Here is an 18,750-nt window from a genome sequence, read left to right as displayed (position 1 = left end):
CGGGCGGATGCGGCTCGAGGCCTGAGCTGCCCGGATCCGGCCGCCGTGGGGCAGGGCGGGGATGACGCTGCGGGCGCAGGCCCTGCTTCTTTTTGCCGCTGCCTTGTTTGTCCCGCATCTGCCCTCTACATCTCAACGCATGAAAAGCTGGTTTCCGTTTCTGAAAAAGAAGCCCCTTGTTGCGGTTGTGCGCCTGCAGGGCGCCATCGGCACCGGCGGGCGCATGGCGCTGTCCGACCAGAGCCTGCGGCCCCTGCTCGAGCGCGCCTTTCGCAAGGGCAAGCCGGCGGCGGTGGCGCTCGAGATCAACTCGCCCGGCGGATCGCCGGTGCAGAGCTCGCTGATCGGCGCGCGCATCCGGCGGCTCTCCGAGGAATGCGAGGTGCCGGTCTTTGCCTTCACCGAGGACGTCGCGGCCTCGGGCGGCTACTGGATCGCCAGCGCCGCCGACGAGATCCATGCCGATCCCAGCTCGATCCTCGGCTCCATCGGGGTGATCTCCGCGGGCTTCGGCGCGCATGTGTTCCTGCAGCGGCAGGGTATCGAGCGCCGGGTCCACACCGCCGGGCGCTCGAAGAGCATGCTCGACCCGTTCCGACCCGAGAGCGAGGAAGACGTGGCTCGGCTCAACCGTCTGCTCGGCCAGTTGCACGAGACCTTCATCGCGCAGATCAAGGACCGGCGCGGCGCCAAGCTGGCCGACAACCCGGACCTGTTCACCGGCGAGGTGTGGATCGGCCAGGCGGCCTGCGAGGTCGGGCTCGCCGACGGCATCGGCCATCTGGTGCCGGTGATGAAGGAGAAGTTCGGCGACAAGGTCCGCTTCCGCCGCTACGAGCAGAAGCGCCGCCTGCTGCCGCGGCTCGGCGCCTCGCTGGCGCAGGACGCGCTGGCCACGCTCGACGAGCGCGCCGCCTTTGCGAGGTTCGGTCTCTGACGTGCTGGCCAAGATCGTTGCGATATTCCTGGTGGTGATTGCCCTGCTCGGCATGTTCGGAAAGCTCCGGATGCCGGGGGCGGCCCGCCTGTCCCAGATGAAATGCCCGCGCTGCGGCCGTTACCGGATCGGTAAGGGCCCCTGTGACTGCGGCAAGAAGAAAGGCTGATCATGGTCTTCGTCTACGCGGCCCTCGGCCTCGTTATCCTGCTGCTCGCCGGCGATGCGTTGGTGAAGGGCGCGGTGAACCTGTCGCTGCGGGTCGGGATCCCGGCCCTCATCGTCAGCCTCACCATCGTCGCCTTCGGCACCTCCGCGCCGGAGCTGCTGATCTCGGTGCAGGCGGCGCGGGCCGGCGTTCCGGGCATCGCGCTCGGCAACGTGGTGGGCTCGAACACCGCCAATGTGCTGCTGGTGCTGGGCATCCCGGCGCTGATCGCGGTGATGCACACCTCGGCGCATGACACCCGCAAGAGCTATGTGGTGATGCTGGGCGCCACGGTGCTGTTCATCGCGCTGGCCTTCCGCGGCGTGTTCGACTGGGTCGCCGGCGCGCTGATGCTGGTGGTGCTGGGCGTGATCCTCTTCGACCAGACCCGCGAGGCGCTGCGCCATCGCCGCAACGGCAAGGCCGAGGCCGAACTCGAGGATCTCGAGGAGCCCGAGGGCGCCGACCCGGACATGCCGTGGTGGAAGATCGCGCTGTTCCTGGTGCTGGGCCTGATCGGTCTGCCGCTGGGCGCCGATCTGCTGATCGACAGCTCCACCGAGATCGCCAAGATGTTTGGTGTGTCCGACACGGTGATCGGCCTGACGCTGGTTGCGCTGGGCACCTCGCTGCCAGAGCTCGCCACCACGGTGATGGCCGCGATCCGCCGGCAGGCCGACGTGGCGCTGGGCAACGTCATCGGCTCGAACCTGTTCAACCTGCTCGCCATCATCGGCATCGCCTCTCTGATCAAGCCGATCCCGGTCGATCTCGACGCGCTCTTCTTCGACTTCGGCGTGATGCTGGCGGCCTCGTTGCTGCTGATCCCCTTCGTGTTCCTGAAGCGGGATCTCGGGTGGATCTGGGGCGTGATCTTGTCGGCGCTCTATGTGGGCTATGTCTCCATCGTGCTGATCGGTGGATGAGAGGGAGCAAGGCATGACATTGCAGGTGAAAAGGGCGCTGGTGACCGGCGCTGGCAAACGGCTTGGCCGCGCGATGGCGCTGGAACTCGCGGATCACGGCTTTGACGTGGCGGTGCATTACGCGGGCTCCGAGGAGGCCGCGCGAGAGGTCGTCGAGATGATCCGCGCCAAGGGCCGCAAGGCCGCGGCGGTTCGGGCCGACCTGCTCGAGGAAGACGCCGCGCAGGCGCTGGTGCCGCAGGCCGCCGAGGCGCTGGGCGGGGCGCTGAGCGTGCTGGTCAACAACGCCTCGATCTTCGATTACGACAACATCGAGAGCACCACCCGGGAGAGCTGGGACCGGCATTTCGAGTCGAACCTGCGGGCGCCCTTCGTGCTGACCCAGGCGCTGGCGGCGCAGGTGCCCGAGCCGCTGACCGACGACATGGGCGAGCCGGTGGCGCAGGGCGTGGTGGTCAACATGATCGACCAGCGGGTGCGCAAGCTGACGCCGGAATTCATGAGCTACACGCTGGCCAAGTCGGCGCTCTGGACCCTGACGCAGACCGCCGCGATGGCACTGGCGCCCAGGGTGCGGGTCAACGCGATCGGCCCCGGTCCGACGCTGCAGGGCGCCCGCCAGAGCGACGAGCATTTCGCCAGGCAGCGCGCCGCCACGGTGCTCGAACGCGGCGCCAACCCGGCCGACATCACCGCGGCCCTGGGCTACATTCTCGCGTCGCCCGGCTTCACCGGACAGCTTCTCTGTGTTGATGGCGGGCAGCATCTCGCGTGGCAGACGCCGGATGTGTTGGGCGTCGAGTGACTGCCCCAGCGTCAGGTTGTGCACCGGCTCACGCGGCTGTCGCAGGTTTGTTACAAAATCGTCGGTTCTTCAATGGTTTGGCGGGTGCGGAGAAAAGTTTTAATGGATTTCAATAGGTTATAAAAATGCCTAAAAATCCATCTTTTAGCCGAAACCGCCTTCTAACAAGGGAAAATCGCAGTTCCCCAGAATTTGCCCAAAGGATTATCCACAGGATCCGTGGATTACATAAATGTTGATCTCGCTGGTCGGGCATTGCAGCAGAGACGGGGAATCACGAGACTGAGAGCGTTCGGGCACAAACGATCATGACCGAGGAGAGCGACACCCACGAAACGCCGGCGCTGCGCGGCTACGAGCTCATCCACTCCTATCTCAGGACGCTGGATTCGAGCCCGGGCGTGTATCGCATGCTCGATGATCAGAGCCGGGTGCTCTATGTCGGCAAGGCGCGGAACCTCAAGGCGCGGGTGTCGAACTATTCGCGCCCCTCGGCGCAGCATTCGCGGCGCATCTCGCGGATGATCTCGGAAACCGCGTCGATGATGTTTCTCACCACGCGCACCGAGACCGAGGCGCTGCTGCTCGAGCAGAACCTGATCAAGCAGCTCAAGCCCAAGTTCAACGTGCTGCTGCGCGACGACAAGTCGTTTCCGAACATCCAGGTCACCACCGAGCACGCCTTTCCGCAGATCCGCAAGCATCGCGGTGCCAAGACCGAGAGGGGCGCCTATTACGGCCCCTTCGCCAGCGCGGGCGCGGTGAACCGCACGCTAAACCAGCTGCAGAAGGCCTTCCTGTTGCGCAACTGCTCGGACTCGATGTTCGAGGGGCGCACGCGGCCCTGCCTGCTCTACCAGATCAAGCGCTGCTCGGCGCCCTGCGTCGGCTACATCTCGGAGGCGGATTACGCCGAGAGTGTGCGCGATGCCGAGCGCTTCCTGTCGGGCAAGTCGACCCGGGTGCAGGAGACGCTGGCGGCACAGATGGCCGAGGCCTCCGAGGCGATGGAGTTCGAGCGCGCGGCCGCCCTGCGCGACCGCATCCGCGCGCTGACGCAGGTGCAGACGGTGCAGGGCATCAACCCGCAGACCGTGGCCGAGGCCGATGTCATCGCGCTCCACATGGAGGGCGGGCAAGCCTGCGTGCAGGTGTTCTTCATCCGAGCCAACCAGAACTGGGGTAACAAGGACTATTACCCCCGCGTCGGCGAGGACGTGGAGCCGCAGGAGGTTCTGGAGGCGTTCATCGGCCAGTTCTACGACAGCAAGGAGCCGCCGCGCCTGCTGCTGCTGAATCACGAGATCGAGAATCCCGACCTCATGTGCCAGGCGCTGAGCGAGAAGCTTGGCCGCAAGGTGGAGATCGCGGTGCCGCTCCGGGGCGAGAAGGCCGAGCTGGTCGAGGGCGCGGCGCGCAATGCCCGCGAGAGCCTCGCCCGACGCATGGCCGAGACCGCGACACAGGCCAAGCTGCTGCGGGGGCTGGCCGAGGCCTTCGGGCTCGACGGTCCGCCGCAGCGCATCGAGGTCTATGACAACTCGCACATCATGGGCACCAACGCGGTGGGCGGGATGATCGTGGCGGGGCCGGACGGGTTCATGAAGAACCAGTACCGCAAGTACAACATCAAGGGCGAAGAGCTCGTCCCCGGCGACGATTTCGGCATGATGAAGGAGGTGCTGACGCGCCGCTTCACCCGGCTGCTGCGGGATGACCCGGAGCGCGAGAAGGGGCTCTGGCCGGATCTGCTGCTGATCGACGGCGGCGCCGGGCAGGTCTCGGCGGTGGCCGAGATCATGCGCGAGTTCGGGGTTGAGGACGTGCCGATGGTGGGTGTGGCCAAAGGCATCGACCGCGATGCCGGCAAGGAAGAGTTCCACCGCATAGGCCAGCGTCCCTTTGCGCTGCGCCACAACGATCCGGTGCTCTACTTCGTGCAACGCCTGCGCGACGAGGCCCACCGCTTTGCCATCGGCACCCACCGCGCCAAGCGCGCCAAGAGCCAGATGGCCAACCCGCTCGACGAGGTGCCCGGCGTCGGTGCGGCGCGCAAGCGCGCGCTGCTGGCGCATTTCGGCTCCGCCAAGGCCGTGAGCCGCGCCAACCTCGCCGATCTCAAGGCGGTGGATGGCGTCAGCGCGGCGCTGGCCGAGCGGATCTACGCCTTCTTCCACGAGAAGGGCTGAGCGCCCCCGCGCCGGCGCGGCCCGAATTGCTGCGCCGCGCACTGGACCTCGCCTGCGCCCGGCCCTAGGTTGGCGGCGCAATTTGAAGGGGGCAGGCGCATGGCAGTCGGCAAGAACATCCGGACCTATTTCCAGGGCACCTGGCACGAGGGCGACGTCTCGGTGATGCGCGCCGCCGACCACGGGTCGTGGCTCGGCAGCACGGTGTTCGACGGGGCCCGCTTCGTCAACGGGCTGGCGCCGGATCTCTGGGCCCATTGCGCCCGGGTCAACCGCTCCGCCGAGGCGCTGATGCTGCGCCCCACGGTCACCACCGAGGAGATGGTGCAGATCATCTGGGAAGGGCTCGGCGCCTATGCCGAGGGCGCGGCGGTCTATATTCGCCCGATGTACTGGGGCATCGGCGGCGACAAGACCGCCATCGTGCCCTCGCAGGAGCAGACCGGCTTCGCCATCTGCCTCGAAGAGATCCCGATGGCCCCCGAAAGCGCCGCCACGACGCTCGGCCGCACCCGCTTCCGACGCCCGGTGATGGAGGATGCGGTGGTCAATGCCAAGGCGGGCTGCCTTTATCCAAACAACGCAAGAATGCTGGCCGAGGTCCACGCCCGCGGCTTCGGCAACGCGCTGGTGGCCGACGCCATGGGCAACGTCGCCGAGAGCGCCACAGCCAATGTCTTCATGGTCAAGGACGGGGTCACCTTCACCCCGATCGCCAACGGCACCTTCCTGTCGGGCATCACCCGGGCACGGCATATCGCCAACATGCGCGCCGATGGCATGGAGGTGCACGAGGCGGTTCTGAGCTTCGCCGATTTCGAGGCCGCCGACGAGGTCTTCCTGTCGGGCAACATGAACAAGGTCACCCCGGTGACGGCGTTCGAGGAGGTCTCCTACCAGGTCGGCCCGGTCACCCGCCGGGTCCGCGAGCTTTACTGGGACTGGGCCGCGACCACCGGCTGATCCGCCGCAGGGCGGCGCGCAGATGGCCCGTTGCCAAGGCTCGAACGCTGCCCCATGATCGCGGCAAGGGAGAGCCAAGATGCGCAAGTTTCTCGTCATTCTGGATGACAGCCGCGAATGCCTGAACGCCATGCGCTTCGCCGCCATGCGGGCCGAGAAGACCAAGGGCGGCGTGACCATCCTGTCGGTCATCCCGCCGGACGAGTTCAACCACTGGATCGGCGTCGGCGACCTGATGCGCGAGGAGGCGCGGGAGCGCATCCACGCCCATTACGAGGTCTTCGCCAAGTGGATGCGCGACCGGCATGACGTCGATCCCGAGCTGGTGATCCGCGAGGGCGACGTGGTCAGCGAGATCCTCGACCAGGTCCGCGCCGACGACGCGATCGGCGTGCTGGTGCTGGGCGCGGCCTCCGGCAAGAAGGGGCCCGGCCCGCTGGTGAGCCAGCTCAGCCGCAGTTCCGGCAGCCTGCCGATCCCGGTCACCATCGTGCCGGGGGAGCTCTCCAAGGAGCGGCTCGAGGACATCACCTGAGCGCTGCGCCGGGTGGTTGGCTTCGGGATGTGAGTATTTAGCGACGTAGAGAAGCAGGGGCGTGAGCTGCGTGCGGGTCAGCTCGGGCTGTGGACCGGGCGGGGGCGGAGGATCTGTCGGGTTCGAAACTGTCGCGGCGCGGGGCTGCTTGAGGCGGGCGCTGGGGCATCATCTGGGCGTTGCGCTGGGTGGTTGGCGTCGGGATGTGAGTATTTAGGAACGTAGAGAAGCAGGGAGCGTGGGTTGCGGGCGGGTAAGCTCGGGCTGCGGACCGGGCGGGGGTGGAGGATCTGTCGGGTTCGAAACTGTCGCGGCGCGGGGCTGCTTGAGGCGGGCGCTGGGGCATCATCTGGGCGTTGCGCTGGGTGGCTGGCGTCGGGATGTGAGTATTTAGGAACGTAGAGAAGCAGGGGGCGTGGGCTGCGGGGGTAGGGGCCGTCTGGGGGCAGTTCGGTGTAGAATGTCATTTTCTGTCGACTCCGAGGCGCTGTTGCTTAGAATGGTTCTAAACCTTGACGCTTCGGCGCCGGAGGCGCATATAGGAGGGGCCCGGAGAAAGGTACCCTTGAGATGTTCATTCAGACCGAATCCACCCCGAACCCCGCGACGCTGAAGTTCCTGCCCGGCCAGACGGTTCTGGGCGCAGGCACCGCCGACTTCCCGAGCGCCGAGGGCGCCGACGCCTCGCCGCTGGCCAAGCGCCTGTTCGGCGTGACCGGTGTGACCGGCGTCTTCCTGGGCTCGGATTTCGTCACCGTGACCAAGGCCGACGGTGCCGACTGGGATCACGTGAAGCCCGCCGTGCTTGGCGCGATCATGGAGCATTTCCAGTCCGGCGAGCCGGTGATGGCGGGCGAGGGCGGGGCCTCGGGCCATGCCGCCTTCGAGGGCGAGGACGAGGAGATCGTCGGCCAGATCAAGGAGCTGCTCGACAGCCGGGTGCGCCCGGCGGTGGCGCAGGATGGCGGCGACATCACCTTCCACGGCTTCGAGCGCGGGGTCGTCTACCTGCACATGCAGGGCGCCTGCGCCGGCTGCCCGTCCTCGACCCTGACCCTCAAGATGGGTATCGAGAACCTGCTGCGCCATTACATCCCCGAAGTGACCGAGGTGCGCCCGGTCGCCGTCTGACGGCGGCGCGCGACACCGGCCTCGAGACCCGGGCGGAGAGGTCCGGGCACACACCCGCATGACCGACACCATCCTCGCCTTCGACACCTCCTCTGCCAGCGTCGCGGCCTGCCTGCTGCGCGGGGCGGAGGTGCTGTGTCTGCGGCAGGAGGAGATGGCGCGCGGTCAGGCGGAACGGCTGGTGCCGATGCTCGAGGAGATGCTGGCGGAGGCTGGCCTGGGCTGGCGCGATCTCGATGCGCTCGGGGTCTGCACCGGGCCCGGCAACTTCACCGGCATCCGCATCTCTGTGGCGACGGCCCGCGGGCTGGCGCTGTCGCTCGGTATTCCCGCGGTGGGCGTGACGGCGCCGGAGGCGACGGTCTGGGGCGCGACGCGCCCGGTCGCGGCGGCGGTGTTCGGCTCGCGCCGGATGTCCTACGCGCAGCGCTTCGCGGCGGATGGCGCCGGGCCGGTGCTGTCGCTTCCGGATGGCGAGGCGATCTCGGGCGAGCTGGGCGGGATGCCGGTTCTGAGCCACTCGCTGCCGTTCGCGCGCCCGGCCCAGAGCCTCGTCGAGGGCGTGGCGCGGGTGGCCGGCGAGCGCTTCCGTGACGCGGATCTGGCAAGGCCGAGCCCGGTCTATGTGCGCCCGGCCGATGCGGCGCCCTCGCGCGAGGCGCCGCCGGCGATCCTGCCGTGAGCCCGGCCGAGCTCTCCGCGCTGGCGGCGCGGGCCTATCGCCACATGCAGCCGTGGTCGGAGGCTGATTTCGCCGCGACGCTGGATCACCCCACCGCCTTGCTGACAACGGTCGATGGCGCTTTCGTGCTCGGGCGGGTGATCGCCGACGAGGCCGAGATCTTGGCGCTTGCCAGCGATCCTGATGGCCAAAGACAGGGCCGGGGCCGGGCGGCGCTTGCCGCCTTCGAGCAGGATGCCATCGGGCGCGGCGCGGTTTCGGTCTTTCTCGAGGTTGCGGCGGAAAATGCCCCGGCGCGAGGGCTTTACGTCGTCTGCGGCTATGTCGAGAGCGGCCGCCGCAAGGGCTATTACCGGCGCGCCGACGGCAGCCGCGACGACGCGCTGCTCATGACGAAGGCGCTGACCCGAGGTTAGCGCCCGCAGGGCGGAAATCGCCGCGTCACCCGGTGCAGAATCCGGTTGACCCTGTTGCTTCTCAAAGCCTTAAATCAACCATGATCTGCACGGATCAGGCATAAGAGCGGTGCGCGTGTTCGCGCCGCCACCACCACCTGGGAGCAACATATGACCCTGATGACCAAATTCCTCGGCGCGAGCGCCGCGCTGGCGCTGACCGCAGGTGCCGCGCTGGCCGATCCGGCGCTGGTCTACGACCTTGGCGGGAAATTCGACAAGAGCTTCAACGAGGCCGCGTATAATGGCGCCGAGGCCTATGCCGCCGAGACCGGAGGTGCCTATCGCGACATCGAGCTGCAGTCGGAAGCGCAGCGCGAGCAGGCCCTGCGCCGCTTCGCCGAGGCCGGCTTCAACCCGGTGGTCACCACCGGCTTCTCCATGTCGACCCCGATCGCCTCGGTGGCGGCGGATTACCCGGACACCAAGTTCGTCACCATCGACGGCTTCGTGAACCCCGACGAGCATCCGAACGTGCTCTCGATCCTCTTTTCCGAGCACGAGGGCTCGTATCTCGTCGGCATGATGGCGGCGATGGCCTCCGAGAGCGGCACCGTGGGCTTCGTGGGCGGCATGGACGTGCCGCTGATCCGCAAGTTTGCCTGCGGCTATGCCCAGGGCGTGATGGCCGCGAACCCCGACGCCACCGTGATTGCCAACATGACCGGCACCACCCCGGCGGCCTGGAACGACCCGGTGAAGGGCTCCGAGCTCGCCAAGGCGCAGGTCAGCCAGGGCGCCGACGTGATCTATGCCGCCGCCGGTGGCACCGGTCTCGGCGTGCTGCAGACCGCGGCCGACGAGGGCATCCTCTCGGTCGGCGTCGACAGCAACCAGAACCACCTGCACCCGGGCAAGGTCCTGACCTCGATGCTCAAGCGCGTCGACGTGGCGGTGCAGGAAGCGATGAGTGCGGGCGCTGATCTCGAGACCGGCGTGATGGTGCTGGGCCTGGCCGAGAACGGCGTCGGCTACGCGCTGGACGAGAACAACGAGGCGCTGGTTTCCGAGGAGATGAAGGCGGCGGTCGATGCGGCGCGCGAGCAGATCATTGCGGGCGAGATCGCCGTGCATGACTACTCCTCCGATGACAGCTGCCCCGTGCTGAACTTCTGAGACATGGCGGGCCGGTGATTCCGGCCCGCTCCCCAAACAGGGCCGGCTCCTCCGCCCTTGCAGGCGTCCTCGCGATGACGCCCGCACGGGCGGAGGAGCCGCGTTTCCAGATACGACCCGGGAATTTGCCATGACCGCCCCCGCCATCGAGCTGAAAGGCATCTCCAAGGCCTTCGGCCCCGTCCAGGCCAACAAGGACATCTCGATCCGCGTCATGCCGGGCACGATCCACGGCATCATCGGCGAGAACGGCGCCGGGAAATCGACGCTGATGTCGATCCTCTACGGCTTCTACAAGGCCGATGCCGGCGAGATCTTCATCAACGGCCAGCGCACCGAGATCACCGACAGCCAGGCGGCGATCTCCGCCGGTATCGGCATGGTGTTCCAGCATTTCAAGCTGGTGCAGAATTTCACCGTGCTCGAGAACGTCATCCTCGGCGCCGAGGACGGGCCGATGCTCAACGCCTCGCTGGCCCGCGCCCGTGGTGTGCTGCGCCAGCTGTCCGAGGAATACGAGCTCTCGGTCGATCCCGAGCAGCTGATCGAGAATCTCAGCGTCGGCCACCAGCAGCGCGTCGAGATCCTCAAGGCGCTCTACCGGCAGGCCGATATCCTGATCCTCGACGAGCCCACCGGCGTGCTCACGCCCGCCGAGGCCGACCACCTGTTCCGGATCCTCGACAACCTCCGGGCCGAGGGCAAGACGATCATCCTGATCACCCACAAGCTGCGCGAGATCATGGAGATCACCGACACGGTCTCGGTGATGCGCCGCGGCGAGATGACCGCCACGGTCAAGACCAGTGAGACCTCGCCCGAGGAGCTGGCCGAGCTGATGGTGGGCCGCAAGGTGCTGCTGCGGGTCGACAAGGCCCCGGCCCAGGTCGGCGCCCCGGTGCTGCAGGTCGAGAGCCTGCGCCATGTGGACAGCCACGGCGTCGAGCGCCTCAAGGGCGTTTCGCTCGAGGTCCGCGCCGGCGAGATCCTCGGTATCGCGGGCGTCGCCGGCAACGGCCAGTCCGAGCTGCTCGAGGTTCTGGGCGGCTATGCCGACGCCACCGGGCGGGTGCTGGTCAACGGCGACGAGATCGACCTGACCGGCGCGAAATCCGACGGCCAGTCGCGTCGCGCCCGCGGCATCGCCCACGTGCCGGAGGACCGGCAGACCGAGGGGCTGATCATGCCCTATACCGCGTGGGAGAACATCGTCTTCGGCTACCACCGCGACCCGCGCTACCAGTCGGGCATGCTGATGAACAACGCGCTGATCCGCGAGGAGGCGCAGGACAAGATGACCCGCTACGACGTGCGCCCGCCGAACCCGCAGCTCGCCGCCAAGAATTTCTCCGGCGGCAACCAGCAGAAGATCGTGCTGGCGCGCGAGATCGAGCGCGACCCCGACATCCTGCTGATCGGCCAGCCGACCCGCGGCGTCGATATCGGCGCCATCGAGTTCATCCACCAGGAAATCGTGCGCCTGCGCGACAAGGGCAAGGCGATCCTGCTGGTTTCGGTCGAGCTCGACGAGATCCTGTCTTTGAGCGACCGCATCGCGGTGATGTTCGACGGTCAGATCATGGGCGAGCGCCTGCCCTCGGAGACCGACCAGACCGAGCTTGGCCTGCTGATGGCCGGCGTCACCGAGATGCCCGACAAGCCGCTGATCGAGGCGGTCGATGCCTCGCTTCACGAGAAGGAAGCCCGGGAGGCCGAGCAGTATGACTGACCGCGCCGCCGCCCCCCTTGAAGCGACCGCTGCTTCTTTACGTCCCAAATACTCCCGCCGGAGGCACCCGCGCCCGCAGGGCGCGCCACTGAACCAAGAGGCCCCGAATGGATAAGATGCCCGCCTGGGCCGACGCGGTGCTCGTGCCCCTGATCTCGATCCTGCTCGCCGCCGCGCTCTCGGCGCTGGTGATCCTCGCCATCGGCGAGAACCCGGTCGACGCCTTCCGGCTGATGGTCGACGGAGCGCTGATGCGCAGCGCAGGCTGGGGCTACACGCTCTATTACACCACCAATTTCATCTTCACCGGGCTCTGCGTCGCGGTGGCCTTCCATGCCAAGATGTTCAACATCGGCGGCGAGGGGCAGGCGATGATCGGTGGTCTGGGCGTGGCGCTGGTCTGCCTGTTCATCCCGTTCCCGCACTGGAGCGTCGGGCTGCTGGTGGCGACGCTGGCCGCCGGCGCCTTCGGGGCGCTCTGGGCGCTGATCCCGGCCTACCTGCAGGCCAAGCGCGGCAGCCATATCGTCATCACCACGATCATGTTCAACTTCATCGCCTCGGCGGTGCTCAACTACGTGCTGGTCAACGTGCTGCGCCCGCAGGGCGCGATGGACCCGGCCACCGCCAAGTTTCCCGAGGCGACCCGGTTGCCGACCTTCCAGGACATCTTCGCCACCGCCGAGAACCCGCTGTTCCGCGGCTCGCCGGCCAACGTGACCTTCTTCCTCGCGGTGCTGGCCTGCGTCGCCTTCTGGTTCCTGATGTGGCGCACCAAGCTCGGCTACGAGATCCGCGCCTTCGGCCATTCCGAGAGCGCCGCGCGCTATGCCGGCATCTCGCCGGTGCGCATCACCATTGTGGCGATGCTGATCTCGGGCGGCCTGGCCGGCATGATGGCGCTCAACACCACCATGGGCGAGGCCGAGCGGCTGGTGATGAACGCGACCGAAGGCGCCGGCTTCATCGGTATCGCGGTGGCGCTGATGGGCCGCTCGCACCCGGTGGGGATCTTCCTCGCGGCGCTGCTCTTCGGCTTCCTCTACCAAGGCGGCGCCGAGCTGGCGCTCTGGACCAACATCCCGCGCGAGCTCATCACCGTGATCCAGGCGCTGGTGATCCTGTTCACCGGGGCGCTCGACAACATGGTGCGGATGCCGCTCGAACGCATCTTCCTGGCGACCCGGCGGAGGAACGGCTGATGGATTTCGCAACCCTTCTGCAGGTGCTCGACTCCACCGTGCGCCTCGCCACGCCGCTGCTCTTCGCCTGTCTCGCGGGGCTGTTCTCGGAGCGCTCGGGCGTTGTCGATATCGGCCTCGAGGGCAAGATGCTCGCCGCCGCCTTCGCCTCCGCAGCCGTCGCCGCGGTGACCGGCTCGGTCTGGCTCGGACTGCTGGCGGGGATCGTCTCGGCCACGCTGATGAGCGCCATCCACGGGCTCGCCTCGATCACCTTCCGCGGCAACCAGCTGATCTCGGGCGTGGCGATCAACTTCCTCGCCTCCGGCCTCACGGTGCTGATCGCGCAGAGCTGGTTCGGGCAGGGTGGCCGCACCCCCTCGCTGATCGGCGGCGGGCGCTTCACCCCGATCACGCTGCCCTTTGCCGAGGCGCTCTCGGGCGTGCCGGTGGTCGGGCCGATCTATGCCGAGCTGATCTCGGGCCATTCGATCCTCGTCTATGTCGCCTTCCTGATGGTGCCGCTGACATGGTTCGTCCTCTACCGGACCCGCTTCGGCCTGCGCCTGCGCGCGGTGGGCGAGGCGCCGGAGGCGGTCGACACCGCCGGTGTCTCGGTGATCGGGCTGCGCTACGCCGCCATCGCCATCTGCGGCCTGCTCTGCGGCCTTGCCGGGGCCTATCTCGCCACCGGCCTGCAGGCGGGCTTCGTGCGCGAGATGACAGCCGGGCGCGGCTACATCGCGCTGGCGGCTCTGATCTTCGCCAAGTGGCGGCCGTGGTACGCGCTCTGGGCCTGCCTGCTCTTCGGACTGCTGCAGGCGGTGGCGCTGCGCTACCAGAACATCGACCTCGGCGGCATCGTGATCCCGGTGCAGGTGATGGACGCGCTGCCCTACATCCTGACCGTCATTATCCTCGCGGGCTTCGTCGGCAAGGCGATCCCGCCGCGCGCCAGCGGCGAGCCCTATCTCAAGGAGCGCTGAGCACTGGCCTCCGCCCCTCCGAGCGACTATCTCGGAGAGGACTGAGCTGAGCAAGGAGCAGGCCAATGCGGGTGATCTTCATGGGAACGCCGGAGTTCTCGGTGCCGGTGCTCGAGGCGCTGGTCGAGGCCGGGCACGAGATCGCCGCGGTCTATTGCCAGCCGCCGCGCCCCGCCGGGCGGGGCAAGAAGGACCGGCCCACGCCGGTGCACGCCCGCGCCGAGGCGCTGGGGCTCGAGGTGCGCCACCCGGTGAGTCTGAAATCGCCGGAGGAGCAGGCGCGCTTCGCCGAGCTCAAAGCCGATATTGCGGTGGTGGTGGCCTACGGGCTGATCCTGCCGCAGGCCATTCTCGACGCGCCCGCCAGTGGCTGCCTCAACATCCACGCCTCACTGCTGCCGCGCTGGCGCGGCGCCGCGCCGATCCACCGGGCGATCCTGTCGGGCGATGCGGAAACCGGCATCTGCATCATGCAGATGGAGGCCGGGCTCGACACCGGGCCGGTGCTGCTGCGCGAGGCCACTGCGATCAGCCCCGAGGAGACCACCGGCGAGTTGCACGACCGGCTGAGCGCCATGGGCGCGCGGCTGATCGTCGAGGCGTTGTCGCGGCTGGACACGCTGACCCCTGAGGTGCAGCCCGAGGAGGGCGTCACCTACGCGCAGAAGATCGACAAGGCCGAGGCGGCGGTCGACTGGTCGCGCCCGGCAGACGAGATCTCGCGCCAGATCCGCGGGCTGGCGCCGTTCCCCGGCGCCTGGACCATGCTGGGCGAGCACCGCATCAAGCTGCTGGGGGCGCGCGTGACCGAAGGGCAGGGCGCGCCGGGCACCGCGCTCGACGATGGCTTCACCATCGCCTGTGGCGACGGCGCCGTGCAGATCACCCGCGCGCAGCGCGCCGGCAAGGGGGCGCAGGATGTCGAGAGCTTCCTGCGTGGCATGGCGATCCCGCAGGGCGCGCAGCTGGGGGCGGGCTGATGTTTCCCACGCTGATCGGCACGGTGGTGATCGCGGGCATCGTCGGCTACGCCTCCGAGCGCAGCGGCTTCACCCGCAACGGCATCCTGCCGAGCATCATCATCTGCATCGGCGGCGCGTTCCTTGCCTATTTCATCCGGCTGATGTTTGGCATCGGCTTCGGCTCGCCGGGGCTCAACGCCATCGCCTCGTCGATCGGGGCGCTGATCATCGTGCCGTTTCACTGGCGAAGACGGAGGTAAGGCCCATGTCGGTCGTCTGGCTCATCATCATCGGCGCGGCGGCGGGATTCCTCGCCACGCGTGTCATGAAGGTCAATCTCGGCACCGTCGAGACCGTCGCCATCGGCATCGCCGGGGCGGTGATCGGCGGGCTGGTACTGCGGCTGTTGATCGCGGTGACCGGCGCGCTGGCCGGGCTCATCGGCGCGGTGCTGGGCGCCATGCTGCTGCTCTGGCTCTGGCAGGTCTACAACCGGCGCTGAACCACGCCGCCCTCGTTTCTCCCGCTCCCACTCCTGTCAATGAGGCAGGTCAAGGTGGCGCCGCGTAAACCGGCGCTTCGTTGACATGTCACTTCGCGCATGTGACCGCGCGACGTGAGGGAGGTTCATCACCGATGAAGGGGAGACACGACATGACACGTCTGAAAACCACGCTGGCCGCCGCCGCGGCCCTTGCGCTGAGCACCGGGGCCGGGCTGGCCGACGACATGGGCAAGCAGGATTTCATCGAGGGTTGCGCCGGCTGCCATGGCGAGAGCGGCATGGGGCAGGGGCCTCTGGCCGAGCTCCTGACCGTGGAGATGCCCGACCTGACGCATCTCGCGGCCAACAATGACGGCGTGTTCCCGATGCTCGAGGTCATTCACATCATCGACGGTCGCACCACGCTGCGCGCCCATGGCGATCCGATGCCGATCTGGGGCACCGTGTTCAAGTCGCGGCTGATGGGGGAGAGCGGCATGATGGGCGGTGCCGAGGCGCTGGCGCGCGGGCGCATCCTGTCGATCGCCTATTACCTCGAGTCGATCCAGCAATAGGGGCATTTTCCGGCGCGGGGGGAAGGCTCCGCGCCGGGCTGTGCGGCTGCGCAAGGATCCTGCGCGCGGCCCCGGAATTGCTTGCACGCGTCGAAACCCTAGGTTCTTCCCCAACCAAAGAGGAGAGAGCCGATGGGTTTGCTGGTTGACGGCGAATGGCAGGACCGCTGGGACTACAACGACGACAGCGGCAAATTTCAACGCAGCGAGACCGCGTTTCGCAACTGGATCACCGCCGATGGCAGTGCCGGTCCGTCCGGTGAGGGCGGCTTCAAGGCCGAGCCGGGGCGCTACCATCTCTATGTCAGCTATGCCTGCCCGTGGGCGCACCGGACGCTGGTGTTCCGTGCGCTCAAGGGGTTGGAAGAGCTGATCCCGGTCAGCGTCGTGCATCCCGACATGCTCTCGGATGGCTGGACCTTCCAGACCGATTTCCCCGGCGCAACCGGTGATCGGCTCTACGATCTGCCCTTCCTGCGCGACCTCTACACCAAGGCCAAGCCCGACATCTCGGGCCGCGTCACGGTGCCAGTGCTGTGGGACAAGGAGCGCGAGACCATCGTCTCGAACGAGAGCGCCGAGATCATCCGCATGTTCAACGAGGCCTTCGACGGGCTCACCGGCAACAGCGATGATTACTGGCCGGAAGAGCTGCGCGAAGCCATCGAGCCGATCAACGCACGGATCTACGACACGGTGAACAACGGCGTCTACAAGGCTGGCTTTGCCACCTCTCAGGAGGCCTATGACGACGCGGTCGGCCCGCTCTTCGAGAGCCTTGACTGGATCGAGGAGCGGCTCTCGAAAGGCCGTTACCTGATGGGCGACCGGATCACCGAGGCTGACTGGCGGCTCTTTACCACGCTGATCCGCTTCGATCAGGTCTACAACGTCCACTTCAAGTGCAACAAGGCGCGGATCGTCGACTATCCGAACCTCTGGGCCTACACCCGCGAGCTCTACCAATGGCCGGGTGTCGCCGACACGGTGTATTTCGACCACTTCAAGCGGCACTACTATTACAGCCACGACATGATCAATCCGAACCGGATCATCCCGGTCGGCCCCGATCTCGACCTGATGGCGCCGCATGGGCGCGAGGCGCTCAAGGCCGCCTGACCCGAGGATCAATGCGGCTCTGGCTGCCCGAAATGCTCGATCATCGCGGCCAGATCCGCCGGCGGCGTCGCGCTTGGCAGGTAAGCGCAGGCGTTGCTGCAGAGCTGGAAGATCGAACCGTCCGAGAAGAACGAGGTGTTGGTGACGAAGATCACCTTCGCCCCGGGGCGGCGGTAATTGGCGAAATCCGCCACCGCGATGGCGCTGCCCTCGTCGAGCACGAGATCCAGAACCATGATGTCGACCGGGCTGTCGAGCAGGCGGGCGGTTGCCTCCTCCTCGGTCCGCGCGATCTGGACCGTGGCGCCAAGCCGCGCGAGATGGCGCGACCACAGGCCGCCCAGCTCTTCCCGGCTTTCGACGATGAGCACGTTCATGCGCGCCTCCGTTGGCTATCGCCCCCAGCGATGCCGCCTTTGTCCTCCTCACTTCTAAAGAAATGTTTAACGAACTCGTAAGGAATGTGAACGAAAGGCAAACATCGGCGGGATGGCGCTTCTTGCGCCGCGAACCGGGCCTGATACTGTGCCGCCAAACGCGGAAACGAGGTTCACATGCGCGCGCTCTCCTGTCTCATCGCCCTTACCCTTTCCGGCGCCGCCGCCGCGCAGGAGGTGCCTTGCGGCGGTGACTTCGCCGCCTTCAAGGCGGGTCTCCGGGACGAGGCGGTGGCGATGGGCCATGACGCGCAGGTGACGGAGCGCTTTCTCTCCGGCGTGCGGCAGGACGGCAGCGTGCTGCGCCGCGACCGGGCGCAGGGCATCTTCCAGACCCCCTTCATCGAGTTCTCGCGCAAGCTGATCAGCCAGGACCGGCTCGACCGCGGCCGTCAGCTGGCGCAGCGCTGGGACGAGGTCTTCGCGCGGATCGAGCGCGATTACGGCATCTCGCGCGGCGTGCTTCTGGCGTTCTGGGCCTTCGAGACCGATTACGGCGCCTTCCAGGGCGATTTCAACACGCTGAACGCGCTGGTGACGCTGGCGCATGACTGCCGCCGCCCCGAGATCTTCCGGCCGCAGATCTTCGCCGCGCTGGAGCTCTACGAGCGCGGCGATTTCGATCCCGCCCGCACCACCGGCGCCTGGGCAGGCGAGATCGGCATGGTGCAGATGCTGCCCAAGGACATCCTCGAAAACGGCATGGACGGCGATGGCGACGGCCATGTCACCCTCAAGACCTCGGCGCCGGATGCGTTGCTTTCCGGGGCCAGGATGCTCTCGGAGCTGGGCTGGCGGCATGGTGAGCCGTGGCTGCAGGAGGTTGTCCTGCCCGCCGACATGGACTGGTCGCAGACCGGGCTCGAAACCACGATGACAGTGGCCGAGTGGGAGCGCCTCGGCGTGCGCGCCCGCGAGGGGGCGCTCGATGACGGGCGGCTCGAGGCGTCGATCCTTCTGCCGCAGGGGCGCGGCGGGCCGAGCTTCATCGCCTACCCGAATTTCCGCGTCTATTTCGAGTGGAACCAAAGCTTTACCTACGTGATGACCGCCGCCTACTTCGCCACGCGGTTGGAGGGCGCCCCGGTCTACGATCCGGGCAATCCGGCCCCCGGTCTCTCGGGTGAGCAGATGCAGGCGCTGCAGCGCGCGCTCGATGCGCGGGGCTACGACGTCGGCGGCATCGACGGCATTCTCGGCGCCGGGACGCGCTCGGCGGTGCGCGACATGCAGGCCAAGCTCGGCCTGCCGGCGGATGGCTGGCCGACCCTCGAGCTGCTGAACCTGCTCTGATACGGATCGGAACCGGGCGCCGGGGCTTTTCGTTACC

The 18,750-nt window shown here is 67.5% G+C and carries 21 protein-coding genes; 20 read left to right on the top strand and 1 reads right to left on the bottom strand.

The annotated features are described in order from the left end of the window. Positions 1 to 139: 139 nt before the first annotated feature. The 19 genes from KUV62_RS02895 to KUV62_RS02805 all read left to right on the top strand — a co-directional run bounded on the left by KUV62_RS02895 (position 140) and on the right by KUV62_RS02805 (position 16,983). Positions 140 to 937, top strand: coding sequence for a S49 family peptidase (locus KUV62_RS02895; protein WP_222602163.1), 798 nt, complete (start codon positions 140 to 142; stop codon positions 935 to 937). A gap of 1 nt (position 938) precedes the next feature. Next, a complete protein-coding gene (locus tag KUV62_RS02890; protein ID WP_050768403.1) occupies positions 939 to 1,106 on the top strand; it encodes a hypothetical protein in 168 nt (55 codons plus the stop codon). A gap of 2 nt (positions 1,107 to 1,108) precedes the next feature. Then, positions 1,109 to 2,071 carry a calcium/sodium antiporter gene (locus KUV62_RS02885; protein ID WP_222602162.1) on the top strand — a complete coding sequence of 321 codons (963 nt, stop codon included), beginning with the start codon at positions 1,109 to 1,111 and terminating at the stop codon, positions 2,069 to 2,071. A 13-nt stretch (positions 2,072 to 2,084) separates the two neighbouring features. Beyond that, complete coding sequence (locus KUV62_RS02880; RefSeq protein ID WP_222602161.1) at positions 2,085 to 2,876, top strand: SDR family oxidoreductase; 792 nt, start codon at positions 2,085 to 2,087, stop codon at positions 2,874 to 2,876. A gap of 308 nt (positions 2,877 to 3,184) precedes the next feature. Further along, positions 3,185 to 5,065 (top strand): excinuclease ABC subunit UvrC, encoded by a 1,881-nt coding sequence (uvrC, locus tag KUV62_RS02875; RefSeq protein ID WP_222602160.1) that lies wholly within the window; start codon positions 3,185 to 3,187, stop codon positions 5,063 to 5,065. Positions 5,066 to 5,164: 99 nt separating this feature from the next. Beyond that, on the top strand, positions 5,165 to 6,028 hold the full coding sequence (locus tag KUV62_RS02870) for a branched-chain amino acid aminotransferase (RefSeq protein WP_222602159.1): 864 nt from the start codon (positions 5,165 to 5,167) through the stop codon (positions 6,026 to 6,028). Positions 6,029 to 6,107: 79 nt separating this feature from the next. Further along, positions 6,108 to 6,563, top strand: coding sequence for a universal stress protein (locus KUV62_RS02865; RefSeq protein ID WP_222602158.1), 456 nt, complete (start codon positions 6,108 to 6,110; stop codon positions 6,561 to 6,563). Between the two features lie 570 nt (positions 6,564 to 7,133). Then, positions 7,134 to 7,694 (top strand): NifU family protein, encoded by a 561-nt coding sequence (locus KUV62_RS02860; protein WP_207076126.1) that lies wholly within the window; start codon positions 7,134 to 7,136, stop codon positions 7,692 to 7,694. Between the two features lie 58 nt (positions 7,695 to 7,752). Then, on the top strand, positions 7,753 to 8,376 hold the full coding sequence (gene tsaB, locus KUV62_RS02855) for a tRNA (adenosine(37)-N6)-threonylcarbamoyltransferase complex dimerization subunit type 1 TsaB (protein ID WP_222602157.1): 624 nt from the start codon (positions 7,753 to 7,755) through the stop codon (positions 8,374 to 8,376). Next, the gene (locus tag KUV62_RS02850; protein ID WP_222602156.1) at positions 8,373 to 8,792 is read left to right on the top strand and encodes a GNAT family N-acetyltransferase; all 420 of its coding nucleotides are present in this window, start codon (positions 8,373 to 8,375) and stop codon (positions 8,790 to 8,792) included. The genes tsaB and KUV62_RS02850 overlap by 4 nt, the downstream gene beginning before the upstream one ends. A gap of 150 nt (positions 8,793 to 8,942) precedes the next feature. Next, positions 8,943 to 9,947 carry a BMP family protein gene (locus KUV62_RS02845; RefSeq protein WP_222602155.1) on the top strand — a complete coding sequence of 335 codons (1,005 nt, stop codon included), beginning with the start codon at positions 8,943 to 8,945 and terminating at the stop codon, positions 9,945 to 9,947. A 130-nt stretch (positions 9,948 to 10,077) separates the two neighbouring features. Then, the gene (locus KUV62_RS02840; protein WP_222602154.1) at positions 10,078 to 11,676 is read left to right on the top strand and encodes an ABC transporter ATP-binding protein; all 1,599 of its coding nucleotides are present in this window, start codon (positions 10,078 to 10,080) and stop codon (positions 11,674 to 11,676) included. A gap of 107 nt (positions 11,677 to 11,783) precedes the next feature. Then, entirely contained in the window at positions 11,784 to 12,878 is a 1,095-nt protein-coding gene (locus KUV62_RS02835) for an ABC transporter permease (RefSeq protein ID WP_222602153.1), read from the top strand. Beyond that, on the top strand, positions 12,878 to 13,843 hold the full coding sequence (locus KUV62_RS02830; RefSeq protein ID WP_222602152.1) for an ABC transporter permease: 966 nt from the start codon (positions 12,878 to 12,880) through the stop codon (positions 13,841 to 13,843). The genes KUV62_RS02835 and KUV62_RS02830 overlap by 1 nt, the downstream gene beginning before the upstream one ends. A 65-nt stretch (positions 13,844 to 13,908) precedes the next feature. Beyond that, the gene (gene fmt, locus KUV62_RS02825; protein ID WP_222602151.1) at positions 13,909 to 14,823 is read left to right on the top strand and encodes a methionyl-tRNA formyltransferase; all 915 of its coding nucleotides are present in this window, start codon (positions 13,909 to 13,911) and stop codon (positions 14,821 to 14,823) included. Then, the gene (locus KUV62_RS02820; RefSeq protein WP_222602150.1) at positions 14,823 to 15,065 is read left to right on the top strand and encodes a hypothetical protein; all 243 of its coding nucleotides are present in this window, start codon (positions 14,823 to 14,825) and stop codon (positions 15,063 to 15,065) included. The genes fmt and KUV62_RS02820 overlap by 1 nt, the downstream gene beginning before the upstream one ends. A 5-nt stretch (positions 15,066 to 15,070) precedes the next feature. Further along, positions 15,071 to 15,307 carry a GlsB/YeaQ/YmgE family stress response membrane protein gene (locus KUV62_RS02815; protein ID WP_222602149.1) on the top strand — a complete coding sequence of 79 codons (237 nt, stop codon included), beginning with the start codon at positions 15,071 to 15,073 and terminating at the stop codon, positions 15,305 to 15,307. A 152-nt stretch (positions 15,308 to 15,459) separates the two neighbouring features. Continuing rightward, a complete protein-coding gene (locus KUV62_RS02810) occupies positions 15,460 to 15,864 on the top strand; it encodes a cytochrome c (RefSeq protein ID WP_222602148.1) in 405 nt (134 codons plus the stop codon). A gap of 132 nt (positions 15,865 to 15,996) precedes the next feature. Then, entirely contained in the window at positions 15,997 to 16,983 is a 987-nt protein-coding gene (locus KUV62_RS02805) for a glutathione S-transferase family protein (protein WP_222602147.1), read from the top strand. An 8-nt stretch (positions 16,984 to 16,991) separates the two neighbouring features. Here KUV62_RS02805 and KUV62_RS02800 read toward each other — a convergent pair whose 3' ends face one another. After that, positions 16,992 to 17,360, bottom strand: coding sequence for a response regulator transcription factor (locus KUV62_RS02800; protein ID WP_222602146.1), 369 nt, complete (start codon positions 17,358 to 17,360; stop codon positions 16,992 to 16,994). 177 nt (positions 17,361 to 17,537) lie between these two features. On the opposite strand from KUV62_RS02800, the gene KUV62_RS02795 reads away from it, so the two are divergent. Then, entirely contained in the window at positions 17,538 to 18,713 is a 1,176-nt protein-coding gene (locus tag KUV62_RS02795) for a lytic murein transglycosylase (RefSeq protein WP_222602145.1), read from the top strand. Positions 18,714 to 18,750: the final 37 nt, after the last annotated feature.

The sequence above is a fragment of the Salipiger bermudensis genome (genome assembly GCF_019801965.1).
Lineage (GTDB): Bacteria > Pseudomonadota > Alphaproteobacteria > Rhodobacterales > Rhodobacteraceae > Salipiger > Salipiger bermudensis_A.
Note: the sequence above shows the minus strand (reverse complement) of the source record. Positions and strands in the feature narration are given on the sequence as shown.

Bases quoted from the DNA above. Each gene is read 5' to 3' on its own strand.
- KUV62_RS02805 (WP_222602147.1), top strand. From the start codon at position 15,997: ATGGGTTTGCTGGTTGACGGCGAATGGCAGGACCGCTGGGACTACAAC.
- KUV62_RS02795 (WP_222602145.1), top strand. From the start codon at position 17,538: ATGCGCGCGCTCTCCTGTCTCATCGCCCTTACCCTTTCCGGCGCCGCC.
- KUV62_RS02800 (WP_222602146.1), bottom strand. From the start codon at position 17,360: ATGAACGTGCTCATCGTCGAAAGCCGGGAAGAGCTGGGCGGCCTGTGG.
- KUV62_RS02810 (WP_222602148.1), top strand. From the start codon at position 15,460: ATGACACGTCTGAAAACCACGCTGGCCGCCGCCGCGGCCCTTGCGCTG.
- KUV62_RS02835 (WP_222602153.1), top strand. From the start codon at position 11,784: ATGGATAAGATGCCCGCCTGGGCCGACGCGGTGCTCGTGCCCCTGATC.
- tsaB (WP_222602157.1), top strand. From the start codon at position 7,753: ATGACCGACACCATCCTCGCCTTCGACACCTCCTCTGCCAGCGTCGCG.
- KUV62_RS02840 (WP_222602154.1), top strand. From the start codon at position 10,078: ATGACCGCCCCCGCCATCGAGCTGAAAGGCATCTCCAAGGCCTTCGGC.
- KUV62_RS02830 (WP_222602152.1), top strand. From the start codon at position 12,878: ATGGATTTCGCAACCCTTCTGCAGGTGCTCGACTCCACCGTGCGCCTC.
- KUV62_RS02880 (WP_222602161.1), top strand. From the start codon at position 2,085: ATGACATTGCAGGTGAAAAGGGCGCTGGTGACCGGCGCTGGCAAACGG.
- KUV62_RS02870 (WP_222602159.1), top strand. From the start codon at position 5,165: ATGGCAGTCGGCAAGAACATCCGGACCTATTTCCAGGGCACCTGGCAC.
- KUV62_RS02820 (WP_222602150.1), top strand. From the start codon at position 14,823: ATGTTTCCCACGCTGATCGGCACGGTGGTGATCGCGGGCATCGTCGGC.
- KUV62_RS02860 (WP_207076126.1), top strand. From the start codon at position 7,134: ATGTTCATTCAGACCGAATCCACCCCGAACCCCGCGACGCTGAAGTTC.
- fmt (WP_222602151.1), top strand. From the start codon at position 13,909: ATGCGGGTGATCTTCATGGGAACGCCGGAGTTCTCGGTGCCGGTGCTC.
- uvrC (WP_222602160.1), top strand. From the start codon at position 3,185: ATGACCGAGGAGAGCGACACCCACGAAACGCCGGCGCTGCGCGGCTAC.
- KUV62_RS02845 (WP_222602155.1), top strand. From the start codon at position 8,943: ATGACCCTGATGACCAAATTCCTCGGCGCGAGCGCCGCGCTGGCGCTG.
- KUV62_RS02815 (WP_222602149.1), top strand. From the start codon at position 15,071: ATGTCGGTCGTCTGGCTCATCATCATCGGCGCGGCGGCGGGATTCCTC.
- KUV62_RS02865 (WP_222602158.1), top strand. From the start codon at position 6,108: ATGCGCAAGTTTCTCGTCATTCTGGATGACAGCCGCGAATGCCTGAAC.
- KUV62_RS02895 (WP_222602163.1), top strand. From the start codon at position 140: ATGAAAAGCTGGTTTCCGTTTCTGAAAAAGAAGCCCCTTGTTGCGGTT.
- KUV62_RS02885 (WP_222602162.1), top strand. From the start codon at position 1,109: ATGGTCTTCGTCTACGCGGCCCTCGGCCTCGTTATCCTGCTGCTCGCC.